This is a genomic window from Streptomyces sp. CA-106110, from assembly GCF_050936285.1.
GTDB lineage: Bacteria > Actinomycetota > Actinomycetes > Streptomycetales > Streptomycetaceae > Streptomyces.
Map to the genome: position 1 here is coordinate 528,956 of NZ_JBNJNB010000001.1, position 16,506 is coordinate 545,461.

At 68.2% G+C, this 16,506-nt stretch carries 14 protein-coding genes and 2 pseudogenes; 6 read left to right on the forward strand and 10 right to left on the reverse strand.

Annotated elements, in window-relative coordinates; all coding sequences use genetic code 11:
• Positions 1-43: 43 nt before the first annotated feature.
• The 4 genes and pseudogenes from ACQEXA_RS02670 to ACQEXA_RS02685 form a co-directional block, all read right to left on the reverse strand.
• On the reverse strand, positions 44-1,081 hold the full coding sequence (locus ACQEXA_RS02670; protein ID WP_433128434.1) for an IS630 family transposase: 1,038 nt from the start codon (positions 1,079-1,081) through the stop codon (positions 44-46).
• A gap of 205 nt (positions 1,082-1,286) precedes the next feature.
• On the reverse strand, positions 1,287-1,757 hold the full coding sequence (locus ACQEXA_RS02675) for a helix-turn-helix domain-containing protein (protein ID WP_433128436.1): 471 nt from the start codon (positions 1,755-1,757) through the stop codon (positions 1,287-1,289).
• 191 nt (positions 1,758-1,948) lie between these two features.
• Positions 1,949-2,551 (reverse strand): annotated as a pseudogene (locus ACQEXA_RS02680) (alcohol dehydrogenase catalytic domain-containing protein); the annotation flags it as partial.
• On the reverse strand, positions 2,548-3,123 hold the full coding sequence (locus ACQEXA_RS02685; protein WP_432937575.1) for a TetR/AcrR family transcriptional regulator: 576 nt from the start codon (positions 3,121-3,123) through the stop codon (positions 2,548-2,550). The pseudogene ACQEXA_RS02680 and the gene ACQEXA_RS02685, both read right to left, overlap by 4 nt.
• 111 nt (positions 3,124-3,234) lie before the next feature.
• On the opposite strand from ACQEXA_RS02685, the gene ACQEXA_RS02690 reads away from it, so the two are divergent.
• Complete coding sequence (locus tag ACQEXA_RS02690) at positions 3,235-4,245, forward strand: NADP-dependent oxidoreductase (RefSeq protein ID WP_432937572.1); 1,011 nt, start codon at positions 3,235-3,237, stop codon at positions 4,243-4,245.
• 121 nt (positions 4,246-4,366) lie between these two features.
• Entirely contained in the window at positions 4,367-5,764 is a 1,398-nt protein-coding gene (locus tag ACQEXA_RS02695; protein ID WP_433128438.1) for an IS1380 family transposase, read from the forward strand.
• A gap of 718 nt (positions 5,765-6,482) precedes the next feature.
• Here the strand turns inward: ACQEXA_RS02695 and tnpA are convergent.
• Positions 6,483-6,911 (reverse strand): IS200/IS605 family transposase, encoded by a 429-nt coding sequence (tnpA, locus tag ACQEXA_RS02700; protein ID WP_359408944.1) that lies wholly within the window; start codon positions 6,909-6,911, stop codon positions 6,483-6,485.
• Between the two features lie 32 nt (positions 6,912-6,943).
• Between tnpA and ACQEXA_RS02705 the strand changes: the two genes are divergently transcribed.
• Positions 6,944-8,116: an RNA-guided endonuclease InsQ/TnpB family protein gene (locus ACQEXA_RS02705; RefSeq protein ID WP_433128440.1), complete on the forward strand. Its 1,173-nt coding sequence runs from the start codon at positions 6,944-6,946 to the stop codon at positions 8,114-8,116.
• Positions 8,117-8,198: 82 nt separating this feature from the next.
• Here ACQEXA_RS02705 and ACQEXA_RS02710 read toward each other — a convergent pair whose 3' ends face one another.
• Both ACQEXA_RS02710 and ACQEXA_RS02715 read right to left on the reverse strand, forming a co-directional pair.
• A complete protein-coding gene (locus ACQEXA_RS02710; protein ID WP_432937564.1) occupies positions 8,199-8,639 on the reverse strand; it encodes a hypothetical protein in 441 nt (146 codons plus the stop codon).
• A gap of 189 nt (positions 8,640-8,828) precedes the next feature.
• Positions 8,829-8,957, reverse strand: a pseudogene (locus tag ACQEXA_RS02715) (IS5/IS1182 family transposase); the annotation flags it as partial.
• 298 nt (positions 8,958-9,255) lie between these two features.
• Here ACQEXA_RS02715 and ACQEXA_RS02720 point away from each other — a divergent pair.
• Positions 9,256-11,454: a recombinase family protein gene (locus ACQEXA_RS02720; protein WP_433134428.1), complete on the forward strand. Its 2,199-nt coding sequence runs from the start codon at positions 9,256-9,258 to the stop codon at positions 11,452-11,454.
• Positions 11,455-11,914: 460 nt separating this feature from the next.
• On the opposite strand, the gene ACQEXA_RS02725 is transcribed toward ACQEXA_RS02720, so the two are convergent.
• A complete protein-coding gene (locus ACQEXA_RS02725; RefSeq protein ID WP_432920626.1) occupies positions 11,915-12,949 on the reverse strand; it encodes an IS110 family transposase in 1,035 nt (344 codons plus the stop codon).
• A gap of 122 nt (positions 12,950-13,071) precedes the next feature.
• Between ACQEXA_RS02725 and ACQEXA_RS02730 the strand changes: the two genes are divergently transcribed.
• Positions 13,072-14,085, forward strand: a complete 1,014-nt coding sequence (locus tag ACQEXA_RS02730) for a transposase (RefSeq protein ID WP_433128442.1) — start codon at positions 13,072-13,074, stop codon at positions 14,083-14,085.
• 334 nt (positions 14,086-14,419) lie between these two features.
• On the opposite strand, the gene ACQEXA_RS02735 is transcribed toward ACQEXA_RS02730, so the two are convergent.
• Complete coding sequence (locus ACQEXA_RS02735) at positions 14,420-14,857, reverse strand: hypothetical protein (RefSeq protein WP_433128444.1); 438 nt, start codon at positions 14,855-14,857, stop codon at positions 14,420-14,422.
• 528 nt (positions 14,858-15,385) lie between these two features.
• Complete coding sequence (locus ACQEXA_RS02740) at positions 15,386-15,925, reverse strand: carbonic anhydrase (RefSeq protein ID WP_433128446.1); 540 nt, start codon at positions 15,923-15,925, stop codon at positions 15,386-15,388.
• 62 nt (positions 15,926-15,987) lie between these two features.
• Here ACQEXA_RS02740 and ACQEXA_RS02745 point away from each other — a divergent pair, with 62 nt between their 5' ends.
• A complete protein-coding gene (locus ACQEXA_RS02745; RefSeq protein ID WP_433128448.1) occupies positions 15,988-16,464 on the forward strand; it encodes an MFS transporter in 477 nt (158 codons plus the stop codon).
• Positions 16,465-16,506 lie beyond the last annotated feature (42 nt).

The window sequence follows — 16,506 nt, forward strand, 5'->3', positions numbered from 1 at the left end:
CACACCACCGGACGTGCCGGGTCGTAGGGCCGGGCATAGACGGCTAAGCGGATGACCTGAAGTTCTGCGCGTAATCCCTCGGCAGCCAGGGTGAGGCCCAGGGCGCGGCGGTGGTCAGCATCTGGGTGGGTGAGCGTTGTCGGAAGAAGGCGTGGACCTGGCGCAGGCGGCTCGGCCAGGTGACGGCGGTGTTGGCGAGGAACGCCTTCAGCGCGGCCCAGATGCGCTCGACCGGGTTGTCGTGCGGGCTGTAGCGGGCGCCGAACAGCAGGCGCAGGCGGGGCTGGTCGGCCAGGTAGGCGGTCACCGCCTTCGCGTGGTGGATGCTGTCGTTGTCGCAGAGCACCGCGACGGCCGGGGTGTCGGGGTAGGCGGCCAGCAGCAGTTGGAGGAAGGCGACGAAGGTGGCGGCACTGCGGCGGCGGTCGAGGGTGTAGACCCAGGCGCCGGTGGCCACCTCCAGGGCACCGAAGACGGTGGTCTGCCGGTTCTTTCCCGGGGTGGCCACTTGCTGCCGCGTCCCGCGCAGGATCCAGCTCGCCCGGATGTGCGGCAGCAGGTGCAGGTGGGTCTCGTCCTCGGCCAGGACCACCGACCCACGGGGCAGGGCCCGCAGTTGCCGGCGCAGGGCGGCCAGGACGCGCCGCCGGTTCGGGTCGCCCTTGGCCGTCAGGCGGGGCCGCCGCCAGGCCGCCTGCTCGCGCGTGCGCCGGTAAACGGTGCGCGGGCTGATCTTCGGCCGGCCCAGGCGGTGGTGGATCCGGCGGACGGTCCACGGCCCGGGGCGGGTCAGCAGGCGGCGGATGCGCTCGCTCAACCTCGGCCCGCCGAGCCGGGGGCGTCCTGGGCGGGGGCGGTCGGCCAGGCCCGGGGCGCCGTCGGCGTGGTAGCGGTGGATCCAGCGGCGCACCGTGGCCGGGTGGTAGCCGAGCAGCTCGCCGATCTCTCCTGCGGTCAGGCCGGCGGCGGACAGCAGCACCATCACGACGCGGGCGGCCTCCCGCCAGCGGTGGTGCAGCAGGTGGTACAGGTGCTGGTCCGCCACGCCGGGAGGGTTGGCGAACACGGATGCCGGACGCATACTGGCCTTGACCTCGCCGGTTTTGTCATAGTTTGTTCAACCTCGATACAACACCCGGCGAGGTCCCCGTGTCATCGAGGCCATCGCGCCCGGCCGACGCCGCCGCCCCGGATTCCGCGCAGAACTTCAGGTCATCCGCTTAGTACGTCTTCCATCCGGGCCGCGAACTCCGCGTTCGCTCGTGGCGGGATGGTCCAGCACTTCCTCAGATGAGGACGCAGTTCCGTTTTTTTAGGATCCTCCCGATGGTGGAGTGGTCCAGATCGGGGATGTCCTCGGCCAGTGCGACGTACTTCTCCAGCAGCCGCAGCGACCACCGGGCATAGCCCCGGGGCGGCTGTGAGCAGGCCATCGCGATCAGCCGGGCTTCGACCTCACCGGTCACCGGCGAGGGCACCGGCGGGAGGTCGCGTTTCTTCCGTGTGATTGTGGCGTGAACATCGCTGCCGGTCTCGGCGAAACGCTTGGCGACCAGCCGCAACGTCTCACCGGAAACGCCGAGCCTGGCCGCGATCACCTCCTTGGAATCAACCTCACCCACCGAGGTGTCCAGCGCAAGCAGCACCCGCGCGCGCATGATCATTGAGGCGCCACGAACACCAGTCGTGGTCACCCGGATCAGCTCCTCGCGATCCTGCGCGGTCAACGTGACCGGCCGCTTCTTCTGCGAACCCATGACAACAGTCCTGCCTGGCAGAAGAGACGGAATCTGCCAGACACCAACCTCCCACCAGATACGCCATCATTAAGCAGCGACACGCTACTAGTTCCAGGCCGCAAACAGTGTGCTGGCGAGATCGCCGCCGCTCGCGACGCCGGCGGAGGCGGACCCCGCGGACTGGAAGCCGGCCACCTCGCCGTAATCGCCGCGCGGGGACCCGCCGAGTCAGAGAAGTGCACTCCGTACTTGGCCGCGTTCAGGTCGGCGACGGTCATCACCCGGTCCGGGCCTCCGGTGAGGTCGATCAGGTCGGGCAGCGAGCCTGAGCCGGAGCAGTCCAGGACGGCGTCGACTCCGTCCGGTGCCAGGACGGTGACCCGCTCGCCCGCTCCGGGGCCGTAGGTGGTCGGTGTCGCCCCGAGTCCCGCGAGGAACCGGTGGTTGCGTGCGCTCGCAGTGCCGATGGCAGTGGCGCCGCCGGCCGCGGCGAGTTGGACGGTGACCGTGCCGACCCCGCCGGCCACGCCCTCGATCAGCACGTCGTACCGGCGCCGTCCTTCAGCCGGTCGAGCGCGGGCGTGGCGGTATCGATGTTCGCTGGCACTCGGCCTGTTCCCAGTTCAGCGCGTCGGGCTTCGGCGACCAGGCTGCCAGGACGGCGTACTCGGCGTTCACGCCGCCGAGTTCGGCGAGATCGCCGATGGCGAACACCTCGTCGCCGCCTGAACACCGGTGGCCCCTGGGCCGACCTCGTCGACCACACCCGCGGCATCCACGCTGAGCACGTGGGGCAGCCGCACCGGCATCATGGCGCCCTCTCAGCGTCGCTGCTCCCTGCGCTCGTCACAATCGCGCTCACGACAACATCGAAGAGGTGATCGGCGCGTGGCGCGAGCGAGGGTTGATCGCTGAGCCACGCGAGCGACCCGGCCAGCGCAAACAGGTCGGTGCCGTCGATGTCGGTTCGCGCCATGCCCTCAGCCTGAGCTCGAGCGAGGAGCCGCGTGCCGGCCGCGCGCATCGTGACGCACGAAGAATGGAGTGCGGACTCAGTGTCCTCAATGGCGGCCGTCATCAGCGCCACTACGCCCCGATACTCATGTGCGCACGCGACGAAGTCGCGTAGCCACGAAACGAGGGCGTCTTCGGGCGAATTCGACGTTTCGAGCTCGCCTGCCCTTGCGGTCAGCTCGTCGAAGCTCGTGCGGAGCAAGGCGTCGAGCAGCGCCTCGCGCGTCGGGAAGTGACGGAGCAGCGTCGCGAGCCCGACGCCGGCCCTGCGTGCGATGTCGCGCAGTGATACGTCGACGCCTTGCTCGGTGATGGCGCTACCCGCGACTGCGAGTAGGTGGTCGTGATTCTTCCTGGCGTCGGCCCGCATCTGCCCCTCTTGACTATCCGGATCAGTGAACCATATATCCGGATCAGTGGTCCGGATAACCGGATCGCTGATCCAGATGAGTGTATCCCCCGGTAGGGGCAGGAGAAAATGATGTCGACACACACGATGAGGGCGATCCGGCTGCATGAGCACGGCGGCCCTGAGGTGCTGCGTTACGACGAGGTGCCGATTCCCGAGCCAGGGCCGGGTGAGGTACTCGTTCGCGTGCACGCGGTCGGCATCAATCCTCCGGACTGGTACCTGCGCGACGGGCTGAGCAACATACCTCCGGAGACGAGGCCGACGTTCGACTTGCCTGTGATTCCGGGGACGGATGTGTCGGGTGTCGTGGAGGCCGTGGCTGCGGATGTGGCGGGCTTCTCTGTCGGTGATGAAGTCTTCGGTCTCCTTCGCTTTCCCAGCTTCGATGGCAGGGCGTACGCCGAGTACGTGGCCGCGCCTGCGTCGGACCTTGCACGCAAGCCGGCCGGCATCGATCACGTGCACGCCGCCGGGGCGCCCATGGCCCTGCTGACGGCGTGGCAGTTCCTGATCGAGCTCGGACACGATCATCCGTCGCCCTTCCAGGCGGCGCGGCACCGCCCGGTGCCACTCGACGCCGGCACCACGGTGCTCGTCAATGGAGCCGCGGGCGGCGTGGGGCACTTCGCACTGCAGCTGGCGAAGTGGAAGGGTGCACGTGTCATCGCGGTGGCATCGGGGGCGCATGAATCGTTCCTGCGCGAGCTGGGCGCCGACGAGTTCATCGACTACACCAAGAGTCGTCCTGAGGAACTCGTGCACGACGTCGACCTAGTTCTCGACGCCGTCGGTGGCCGCGAGAGCAGCCGCTTCCTGCGCACGCTCAAGCGCGGCGGCGCCCTGTTCCCCGTGTTCTTCGGCGAATACGACGACGAAGAGACCGCGAAGCTGGGCGTCACCGTCTCGGGCACCCAGGTCCGGTCGAACGGCGCGCAGCTCGCTGAAGTGGGACGCCTGCTCGACGCGGGCACGGTTCGCACCGCGATCGACAGCACGTTTCCGCTCGCGGATGCCCAAGCAGCGCACGAACGCGCCTCCCGAGGGCATATCCAAGGCAAGATCGTGCTCACAGTCGCTTAGCCTCGATCCACCGACCGATGCCTGTGGATGACGCTTGGGAAAATGAAGAAGTGCCTTGTGACCTGCGATGATGGGAGTTCTTCACGCTTCCAGCACGCACAATCAGCAAGGCACTTCCGAGATGCAAGTTTCCCATACGCCAGCGGCGGTCTCCGCTGCGTTCGATGATCCGAATCTGATCGCGTATGCCGGGCTGGTCCCGGTGATGCGGCTGGCCGAGCGGTGTGGTCTGCCGCGACTGGTGACGGAGAAGGTCAAGTTGACCGGGGTGACGAACGGCGCGGGTGCGGCGGCGGACGCGAAGGTCACCAGCATCGTGGCCGGCATGGTCGCGGGTGCGGACAGCATCGACGACCTCGACGTCCTGCGGCACGGTGCGATGCCGACCATGTTCGGCGGCATTCGTGCCCCCTCCACGCTCGGCACTTTCCTGCGCGCGTTCACCCACGGCCATGCACTCCAACTCCACGCCGTACACAGGAGGTTCCTGGGTGCGCTGGCCGCGCATACCCCACTGCTGCCCGGGGCCGACCAGATGGCGTTCATCGATGTCGACTCCACCCACAAACGCGTATACGGCCGCACCAAGCAAGGCGCCGAGTACGGCCGGTTCAAAGGCATCCGCACCCTGCACCCACTGCTGGCCACGATCTGCACTCCACAGTCCCGCCCGGTGATCGCCGGGGTGCGGATGCGCCGCGGCAAGGCAGCCGACTCCCGCGGCGCCCCGAAGTTCGTCAGTGAGGCCCTGGCTACCGCCGCGGAGGCCGGCTGCACCGGCACCCGCATCCTGCGGGCGGACTCCCAGTTCTACAACGCCGGGGTGATCGCCGCCTGCCGCCGGGCCGGCGCCCACTTCTCGATCACCACCGGCATGAACCCCTCCATCAAGCGGGCCATCCTCGCCATCCCCGACCAGGCATGGCGGCAGATCACCTACCCGACCGCGGTGCCCGACCCCGAGACGGGGGAACTCATCTCGGACGCCGAAGTCGCCGAGATACCCGCCTACACCGCGTTCGCCAGCCGCAAGAAGGCGGAGCGGGTCACCGCCCGGCTGATCGTGCGCCGGGTCCGCGACCTGGCCAAACCCGCCACCATCGCCGAGCAGGGCGAGCTCTTCCCCGCCTGGCGCTACCACCCGTTCTTCACCGACAACCCCGCTCCGACGCTCCAGGCGGAGCGGGAACACCGCCACCACGCCGTCATCGAGCAGGTCATCGCGGACAGCAAAGCCTCTGCCATGGCCCACCTGCCGTCCGCGCACTTCCACGCCAACGCCGCCTGGTTGACCCTGTGGGCCATGGCCTACAACCTCCTGCGGGCCACCGGCGCACTGACCTCCGCCTTCCACGCCAAGGCCACCACCGCCACCCTCCGCGCCCACCTGATCCACGTCCCGGCCCGCCTCGCCCGCTCCGCCCGGCGCATCACCCTGCACCTCCCGCACAACTGGCGCTGGCAGCACGCCTGGACACACCTCTTCGACACCGTCCACGCCCCGCCCGAACCCGGCTGACAGTCCCTGCCCACCCCGCCCGCCAGGGCCCGACCGGAACCGAACCGTGGAAAAGCTGAGCAGACCAGCGGATACCACCTGCCCAGACACAGACACCGACCCGAAACCCGCTCAAAAACCGGTCAGAAGATCCATTCCAAGCCACGTCGGTGGATCAAGGCTTAGGGACGAGCCGTTCCCAGAGGCGTCCGGCGCTCGCCCTCGGGGCACTGGTGGCCATCGAGACGCCGATGAGGAGCCTTTGGGGCACGTCTTCCGGCCAGGTGGCCGCGATATCGCACCACCCCATAAGGAGGCCGAAGCTCGCCACGAGCGGGCGGCGCAGACGCACGAGCGAGCGACCGGGCGGCCACCAGCGTCGTCACGGGCGCCAGCGGGGCATCGTGCCCCATCCGTGCTCGATCGTGCAGGGAACCGCGGGAAATCACAGTTGCGAGCGGACAGCACGCAACAACACAGCCCCTGGCCGTCTTACCTGGTCAGGGGCCGTTCACCTGCGCGGTGGGTGTGGGATTTGAACCCACGGTGGCTCGCGCCACGACGGTTTTCAAGATTGTTTCAGCGGATTCTTGCGAGGAACCCCGGGGCTTCAGCCTCGGGAGGAATCGCATCCCAGGGGCGGGACGCGGAGCGTCGCGGTGTCTTGACCGGCGGAGCCGGTCACAGCAATCGGCGCGGAGCGCCGGGTGCCCGGTCCGGCGGAGCTGGACGTCATGGCTCAGTCGGGGCGTTTCTGGTTCTCGATGTATTCCTTGATGACCCTGAGGGGCGCGCCCCCGGCGGAAGCGGCGAAGTAGGAGGGGGACCAGAAGTGGTCGCCCCAGAGGTAGCGGCGGATGTGCTCGGGGAACTCCTGGCGCAGGCGGCGGGCGGAGACGCCCTTGAGTGAGCCCACCAGGCGGGACAGAGCGACCTTCGGGGGATAGTGGACGAGAAGGTGGACATGGTCGGTTTCGCCGTTGAACTCGGTCAGTTCCGCACCGAAGTCCGCACAGACGTCCCGCATGATCTCCTGGCAGCGGACGAGGATCTCGTCCGTGAAGGGACCACGCCGGTACTTCGGCGTGAAGACCAAGTGAGCGTGAAGGGTGTAGACAACCGTTCTACCCCTCCTCAGATCGGGGTTCTGTTCCCAGCGAGGTGACATGGACTGATTGTAGGAGTGCTAGCCTCGCGGTCATGAAACTCGTCGTGCGGGTCAAACTCCTGCCAACGCCTGTGCAAGCGAAGGCACTTGAGGAGACCCTGCACGCCTGCAACGAGGCCGCCACCTGGGCCGCCGAGATCGCCTTCGAACAGCAGACGATGAAACCCCTGGCCCTGCGCAGGCACACCTACCAGCAGATCAAGACCCGCTGGGGGCTGGGCGCACAGGCCGCCCAGCATGCCATCAAGAAGACCTGCGACGCCTACACCACGCTCCGCGCCGGCCTGCGCAACGGGAACCACGGAAAACCCGGGTCGAAGCGCTACGCCAAGGCGGCGGGCAAGCCGGTCGCCTTCCGAAAAGACGCCGCACAGCCCTATGACGACCGGATGCTGTCCTGGCAGCACGAGCAGCGCACGGTGTCGATCTGGACGACCTCCGGGCGGATGAAGAACGTCACGTTCACCGGACAGCACGAACAGCTGGCGGTGGTGGCCGTACACAGGCAGGGCGAGTCCGATCTGCTGCGTCAGGGCGGGCAGTGGTATCTGCTGGTGACCTGCGACATCCCTGAAGCCGTACCGAACGAGCAACCGGCCGGGTTCCTCGGGGTGGACCTGGGGATCGTCAACATCGCCACCACTTCCACCGGGAAACGACACAGCGGACGGCACCTCAACCGCCGCCGCGAGGCCGACCGGACACTGCGTTCCAAGCTGCAGACGAAGGGCACCAAGTCTGCCAAGCGACGGGCGAAGAAGCATGCGGGCAAGGAGGCCCGGCGAGCCCGCGACATCAACCACAAGATCAGCAAGCACATCGTGGCGGAGGCTCAACGCACCGGACACGGCATCGCCCTGGAAGACCTGGGCGGCGTCCGTGACCGGGCCCGGCTGAGGAAGCCCCAGCGCACCACGTTGCACTCCTGGTCGTTCCACCAGCTCGGCCAGTTCATCGCCTACAAGGCGAAACGCGCCGGCATCCCGGTGGTGCACGTCGATCCGGCGTACACCAGCCGGGAGTACTCCAAGTGTCATCACATCGAGAAAGCCAACCGGCCTTCCCAGGCCGTCTTCGCCTGCCGGTCATGCGGCTTCGCTGAGCACGCCGACCGCAACGCGTCCCGCAATATCGGCCATCGCGGCTGGTACCTGTGGGTCCGCGGGGCTGAGTCACAGGCCCCTGCCCTCACCCTCATCGCCTGACCGGCGACACCATCGAACGTGAGAGCTGGACGCAGCCGGAACCACCACAGCCAGTGGCGGCCCGAGCAGCAAGCCCGGGAATTCATTCCCGGGTAGTTGACGTATTGGCTCGTCCATGACGCTTCCGCCAACTTCCGACGAAGAGCGGCACCGACAACAGGAGCAGGGCGCCTTCGACGGCCAGGCTGACCAGCCCGAGCGGTTCGGTCCAATTGCCGATGTCGTCGCTGTAGTCGGGCAGTCCCGGCCCCCTGGACAGGATGTAGCCCAGCAAGGGGCCGGCGGCGACCCCGACTGCCAGCAGCCATCCCAGTCGGACGAGGCCGCCGAGGAGCAGCACGGCAGTGACCACGGCCGCGATCTCCAAGACGTGGTAGGCGACGCCGATGTAGTAGGGGTCCCTTGTTGCTGTGATACCGCCTTGGTCGACGACATGGATGGCAGCCACCACGAGGGACAGCAGAGCTCCCGCCCACCTGGCCACCCACGTAGCCCCCGGCACCGCCGCGGTGTGGTGTGACATGCGGAGGCACCTCTTTCTTCTTCGTCAGCGCCGCTGCGGTGTCGCGATTCCATCCACGCGCTGGCTCCTGAACAGACGGCGCGTCTCTGTATCAGGTCCCAGCCTCAGCGGGCGGCTTGACGTCGCCCCCGACGGTGCGGAGGAGTGACGTTGGGTGAACGTTGGCTGATGCGGCACTAGGGTCCGTCTTCAAACGGCTCTTGCCCAGAGTAGGCACGATGCGAGCGCGACCGCCGCTTCGCAGGAGGTGGCGGTCTTGTCGTATCTGGTGGCGATGCCGCGGAAGCCCTTGAGGCGGTTGAAGCAGCGTTCGAGCAGCAAGCCGCACTGCACACGTAGGTGTGTCTGGCTCGGGGAATGCCCCGGTCGTAGGGATTGAGGGCCTGCTCGCTGCCGCTGCTGCCGTTCGGCGGTTGCGTGAGCGGCAGGCTGGTGCAGAAGAGGGTGGTGAGTCGCGGTGGACGAGCGTGTCGTCGCTGAGCTCCCCAGATCCCGTGGTGGGGAGCCGTTCCGGAGCTGAATCGGCAGCTGGTGGCGCGGCTGCTGGGGGTGCTGGCCGTGCGGATGGTGATCGCTGCGGATGTGGTCGGACGGGACGAGGGTGAGTGCGGTGAGCATGACGGTTGCCGCCCCGTGGGCACGGGTTGAGGGCAAGGTCCGGCCGTGGCATCGCGACCGCCTCGCGGTGATCTATGTCCGCCAGTCGACCCCGCAGCAGGTTCTCGGTCATGCAGAGTCCACCCGGCTGCAGTACGGGCTCACGCAGCGGGCCGTCGACCTGGGCTGGGCCCCGTCCCGGGTGCTGGTGATCGATGAGGACCTGGGGCATTCGGCGTCCGGCCTTCAGGACCGTCCCGGCTTCCGGCGGCTGGTGGCCGAGGTCGGCCTCGATCATGTGGGCCTGGTGCTGGGCAGCGAGATGTCCCGGCTGGCCCGCTGCGGGCGCGAATGGCACCAACTGCTGGAGCTGTGTGCGCTGGCCGGGGCCCTGCTGGCGGACCCGGACGGGATCTACGATCCGGCCGAGTACAACGACCGGATGCTGCTGGGGCTGAAGGGAACGATCAGCGAGGCCGAACTACACCTGATCAAGCAGCGAATGTGGAACGGGCGCCTGAACAAGGCCCGCCGCGGTGAGCTGGCCGTGCCGCTGCCGGTGGGCTATGGGCGGCTCCCGGACGGCGAGGTCGTCTTCGATCCGGACGAGCAGGTGCAGGCCGTGGTCCGCCTGGTCTTTGATCTGTTCGATGAACTGGCCACCATCAACGCGGTGTTGCGGTTCCTGGTCGACCACGGCATCCAGATGGGGATCCGGGTGCGGGAAGGCCCTGAGCGGGGCGAGCTGGCCTGGCGCCGCCCGAGCAGGATCGCGGTGCAGAACATGCTCCGCCACCCGGCTTATGCCGGCGTCTATGTCTATGTCTATGGCCGCAGCCGGACCGATCCGCGCCGGCGCCAGGCAGGGCGTCCCTTCACCGGCCGGGTGCGGCGGCCGCGGGAGGACTGGCTGGTCTACCTGCCCGGTGTCTGGCCCGCCTATATCAGCACCGAGCGGCATGAACGCAACCTCGAGCGCATCGAGGCGAACCGGGCTCATGCTCAGAGTATGGGCGTGGTGCGAGGCGGGTCGGCCCTGCTGCCGGGACTGATCTTCTGTGATCGGTGCGGCAAACGCATGGTCGTGCGCTATCAGCGCGGCCCGGGCGGAGAGCTGCGAGGAGTCTACGAGTGCAGCCGTGCCAAAACCGACTACGGCGGCGCGTTGTGCCAGCAGCTGTCCGGAGCATGCGTCGACCGGTATGTGACCAGCCTGCTGCTGGCGGCGATGGCCCCCGCCGCGCTGGAAGTCTCGCTTCAGGCCGCCGAGCAGGCTCAGCAGCGCCGGGCCCAGATGGACGGGATCTGGCGTCAGCGCCTGGAACGCGCCGACTACGCAGTCGACCGGGCCCGGCGTCAGTACCAACTGGCCGAGCCCGAGAACCGCCTGGTGGTGCGGGAACTGGAGAAGAACTGGGAGCACGCGCTGGCCGAACGACAGCAGCTGAGCGAGGAGTACGACCGCTTCACCGCGGCCCGGCCTCGCACCCTCACCGCCGCCGAACGCGAGCAGATCCGGGCCCTTGCCAGTGATCTGCCCGCGATCTGGCGGGCGCCGACCACCATGGACACCGACCGCAAGCAGCTGGTGCGGCATTTGATCGAGAAGGTCGACCTGGCGGTGATCGGCGACAGTGAACGTGTCACCGTCCGCATCACCTGGGCCGGCGGGCATCGCACCACGGGCGAACTCGTCCGCCCGGTCGCTCGTCTTGATCAGCTCAGCTACTTCCCTCGCCTGGCCGCCCGGGCCCGCGAACTCGCCGACGACGGACACCCGGCGCCGCAGATCGCGAAGATGCTCAACGCGGAAGGCTTCCGGCCGCCCAAACGCCGCGAACGTTTCGGCACCGAGGGCGTGCGCAAACTGCTGCAGGACCTGGGCTGTGTCAGCCACCAGGAACAATCCAGTCGGCGGTCCGCACCAGCACTCGGCGAGCACGAATGGTGGCTCACCGACCTCGCCCGCGCCATCGGCATGCCCCGCGTCACCCTCTTCGGATGGATCACACGCGGCTGGGTCACCGCCCGCCAACTCAGCAACCCGCGCCGATCCTGGGTGATCCACGCCGACCCCGCAGAAGTCGAACGACTTTGCCGACTCCACCGGCAGTCCCGCGGCCACCAGTCTCGACAAGCCGGGCTCGACCACCAACAGACGACGATAATCCCGAACAGGAAAGGAACCCGAGGCGATGACGTCGAACCGCGACTTTGACAGCACTGCGGCTTGCTCATCTCGACCGCATGCCGCTGCTTGTAGTCGTCCTTGTCGAACTTGGGCGGGCGGCCGCCTCGGAAGCCGAGCTTCTGGCGGTTGCGGATCTGGTCGGACTTCTCCGGGATGGTGCACTTCACGCCGCGTCGGCGCACCCATGAGGGCCGGGCTTGTCAAGAGCAGACTGGAACCTGGCCCGGCTGCTCGGGGCGGGTGCCGGAGTGGGTGGAGGAGCCCGTGTCTCCTCGGTCGAGGGCTGTCGATGATCCCCGGGGGTAGGTCGGGCGGAGGAGTCTCACACGCACCCATTCGGCTCCGTGCACCGTCGCCGGGCCGGCGCCATGACCCTAGTCCGGGGGCCGGGCTGCTCATTCAGGTAGTCGAGCACGGCGGGGCCGGCTCATGCGCTGACGCGAGCGCACCCGGGGTCGGCAACCTCTCGGAAGGGGAAGTGTGACTGTCATTGGCTCAGCGCTGCCTCCCCGACGGGACGGGTGGCGTGCTGGTCGGCTTCGTACTCGACGAGCAGGTGCCAGGTGCGGGTGAGGAGTTTGCGGGCGATCGCGATCGTGGCGATCTTCTTGCCGCGGCGATGGGCGATCTGCTCGTAGCAGGCGGCGAACTGCGGGGATCGTTTGGCGGTCTGGGCCGCTTCGCTCAGGATCCAGCGCACCCAGGGGTCGCCCTGTTTGGAGATGTGGCCGTAGCGGACGGTGCGGTCCGAGCCGCGGACGGTGGGAGTGAGCCCAGCCCAGGAAGCGAGCTTGCGGGCCGAGGGGAAGCGGCGGATGTCGCCGATCTCAGCCAGCAGGACCAGAGCGGTGAGTGGTCCTACTCCCGGCAGAGTGGTCAGGACCTTCACCCGCGGGTCATTCTTGGCTTCGGCCGTCAGCCGAGCGTCAAGCCGGTCGATGGGAACCTGGACGGCATCGATCAGCTCCAGCAGGTCGGTGATCACTGTGCGGGAGGACGCGGGCAGCGGGAGCTGCTCCAGCCAGCGGCGGCCGGGACCGCTCCAGCAGCTGCGGCTGGTTCCCCGGTCACAGCCGTGATCGGCCAACACGGCATGGATCCGGTTACGCAACAGGGTCCGCAACCGGACCAGTTGGGCCCGATGTCGGAGCACGGCCCGCTGCTGCCGGACCGACGGCGGGCCGATCCAGGCCTCTGGCAACAGATCGGCGCGCAGCAGCTGGGCCAGGGTGGCCGCATCGACCTTGTCGTTCTTCAACCGGGCCGAGGCGATGGCTTTGCACTGCAGCGGATGCACCAGGTGCGGCTCGAAGCCGTGCTCCTGGAGCAGCTCGACCAGCCAGCCCCAGCCGAAGGCGGCCTCGAACGCCACCGGTGTGCCCGTGGGGAGATCCCCGATCACCCCCAGCACCGGCACCCGCCCGTTGGGCACGTTCCTGTTCACGTTGATCCCACCGCCTTGGTCGGCGATGGCGATCTGCGACCTCTTGCGATGCACGTCGATTCCGACGTAGACAGACATCCCGGGCCTCCTTCCCGAGCTCGTATGGACACCCGGAAACAGCATCCACCGGGCTGGCGCGGAAGGGGGCCCGGCCCTCATAGCGTCAGGTAGGTGCGCAAGCCACGGGAGCTGTGCGAGCAGTGGCCCGAACGACGCTTCGCCGTCGAAGGCTCCCGCGGCCTGGGCCGAACCCTCACCAAACAGCTGGCCGCCGCAGGAGGGATCGTGGTCGATGGCCCTCCACCCTGTCGGCCCGGGCCCGGCTCCTGGCCACCGGCGGCGGCCGCAGGACTGACGCCAACGATGCCCGCCACGGCGCCCAGGTCGCCCTCTTCCGGCACGACTTGAGGGGCGTCGACGCCGAGGACCGGACCACGATCCTGCGGCTGTTGACCGAGCGGCACGACGACCTGGTCCACGAACGCACCCGCGTCCTGAACCGGCTCCACGCCGTGCTGCGCGACTTGCTGCCCGGAGGTGCACCCACCGGACTGTCCGCCGACAAGGCCGCCGCCGCTGTGAAAGCCATCCGGCCCGTGACGGCCACCGACGCCTGCCGCCGCGACATAGCCCGCGACCTGTTGGCCGACCTGCGACTGCTGGACCGGCAGGTCAAGGACAACGAAGCCGAGAGGCGGGACGCGTTCGCCGCAACCCGCACCACGCTGACGGCCTTGCCGGGTCTGGGCACCGTGCTGGCCGCCAAGGTCATCGGCCGCGTCGGAGACGTCAGCCGCTTCCCGACCGAGCGCCACTTCGCCGACTACACCGGCAGCGCACCCCTGGACGCCTCGAGCGGCAACAACGTCCGCCATCGACTCAACACCGGCGGTAACCGTGCGCTCAACTCGGTCCTGCACATTGTTGCCGTATGTCAGATCCGCGACGGCGGCAGCGGGCAGGAGTACTACCTGCGCAAGATCGCGCAAGGAAAGACGCCACCTCGCAGCTTGATCAACTCAATGGGCAACAGGGTCCTGGGGACACTCAAACCTGGTCGGGTAAGCCGCGGGAGGCGCAGTTCTCTTCTGGCGCAGGGGCCCGCACGTCAGGCGGGCGCGCTCTCCAGGTGCAACGAGGTGCCGGACGAGCTCGGTACCCAGGCCGACGGGAGCGCAGCAGCCAGTGCATGCTGCGTACGCCAGCCTGTGTAGTGGCCGGGAACGACCAGGCTCGGCGCGAATTGCGTCAGGGCGGTGATTGTCGGCGGGATGATCGGTTCGAATGCCGGCCCGCTCAGATGCAGTCCGCCGACGAGGGCATGGAGCCGGTCGACCTGGGTGAGGCGTAGGGCGTGTCGAACGATGTTGACCGCGCCGGCGTGGCCGCAGCCGGTCAGCACCACCAGTCCGTGCCCCCGGAGGTTCACGACGAGGGCCTGATCGTCGATGATTTTCGCGTCGTGTGCCCACCGCTCGCCCGTCCACGCCTCATGACTGGGCGGCGTGCCCCGTTCGAACTCAGTTGTCCTGTCGACTTCACCAGTGATCAGTACGCTCTCATCGAGGAGCAGGGAGGGTACGCGCCGTTCCACCACGTCGAATCCCTTTGGAGATCGTCGAAGCGCACTCCGAGCCGGTCGGCGTTGACGACCATTCCTGTCGGCGAGAGCCCGGCGTCGAACAGCAGCGAGCTGGTGTGTCCGAGCCGCTTGATCGTGACCAGCGCGGAGAAGCCGTGCTCGGCGACGAGGCCGACGAAGCTCTCGCCCTCCTCGAAGTGCGGCGCCGGCTTGACACCGACGCTGAAGGGAGCCCGGCGCGTGCGCTCATCGCCGCCCAGCAGAGCGTCGTAGACGTTGTCGACCAGAATCGTGATCTCGACCTCGTCGACCGGTTCAAGATGAATGGGGTCCACCGCGGGCCCGAAGGCGGGACGAGGCGTAGCACTGGCCGCTTCGGCGGCGGTACCTGTAGCAAGACACATGTGATCAGCTTTCTGCCGATTGTTCGGCTTGTTCGTCGCCGATGAGCCGCCCACGACTATTGACGCGGACCTTACTGCTTCGGCCCGATCAGCCGGGTTGCCGTGACGGCCGCGAGGGGGCATTGGTATCGCCACAACCACCACAGTGGTTTTGAGCGGGCGCACGCTGCCGGGACACCGACCGGACGGGCTGCGCACCAAGGCGGCCGACGGGCTCTGTCGCTGCTTTCGAGGCCGCCCGGCCCACGGCGATGCTGCGCTGCTCATCGATGTGGGCGGGAATCAGGGACAGTTGCTCGCGCCGACGGGCGGCGCATCGCCTCTTGTTCGCGGCGCGAGGCAGAGGCGATGCGCCGCCCGTCGGCAGCCAGGACCTACTGCCCGAAGGCCGTCTTGTAGCGTTCGACGAAGGCTTCGACGGGGCCCTGTGCTGCCGGCCGTGTTCTTCCTGCGCAATCGCATCGGATCTGCCCTCACGGGCGGAACCCGGCCGCCTCTATCGGGCGATGCCTTGGGCGAAGCCGGTGCCTATTCCTCCCCGGCCCCCGTGGTCGGGGCGACGACCTCGATCAGTCCGGTCTCGACGTCGTAGACAAGCCCTGTCACGAGGCCTGCGGGCATCCTGGTCTTGAGCACCTCCTTGAGGACCCCGACGTCGAGCCGGACGGCGGCGACCGGGTCCATGACGGCTTTCCCGTCCAGCGCCTCGACGGGGATGTCGAAGTCGTTCGCGAGCATTTCGGGGAACGCCGCGATGTCCCTGATGCCGCAATCGGTGTGCTGCATGACCACGATGTGCGTGCCTGCGGGGCGGTCGTCGGAGTGGGCCTCCCTGACCTTCGCGAGCATGAGCAGGGTGCGAAACACGGCCGGGTTGACGCGTCCGCCCACGTTGCGGATCACCGTGACCTCGCCGAGGTCGAGCCCGAGCACGTGGCTCGGGTCGACACGGGAGTCGACGCACCCGATGACCATCAGGTTGCCGCTGCCCAGGATGTGCAGGCCCTCATGCGCGCCACGGGCGGCGAACGCGGCGTTCCGGTTGACCAGATCCTCTGTTTTGATCATTTTGTTTCCTCAACGGTGCTGCGGGGATCGAACATATAGGAGCATATACTCGTATTTGCGGGATGCAAGCACCACGAAAGGGGAACTTCATCTCGTCCGGCAGCCTGACCATGGTCTTCGCGGTGTACGCGCTGTTCCTGCTGCTCGCGCTGATCACCGCGGGGGGTTCGTCCGACTTCCTGGGCCGCAAGCCTGTGATGATCGACTCGGTGCCGCTGGAGGCCGCATCGATGTTGCTATTCACCGAGGCCCGCGGGGTCGGCCGGCTGCTCGCCGCGCGCGCCGTCCAGGGCCTGGCCACCAGCGCCGCGGCCGGCCCGCCGGCCGCCGCACTCGTGGAACTGCAGCCGCGGCGCGTTCCTGGACTCGGCGCGCTGGTGAACAGCGCCGCGTCCAGCGGCGGGCCGGCCATCGACGCGTTCGGCTCCGGCCTGCTGGTGCAGTACGCGCCGGCGCCGCGCGTGCCGGTGTTCGCGCTGCTGCTGACTGGCTTCCTGGCCGCGGCGGTGGCGCTGGCGCTGATACCCGAAACCGCCTAGCGTCGCTCGGGGGCGCTCGCCTCACTCCAGCCTCGGGCCCGG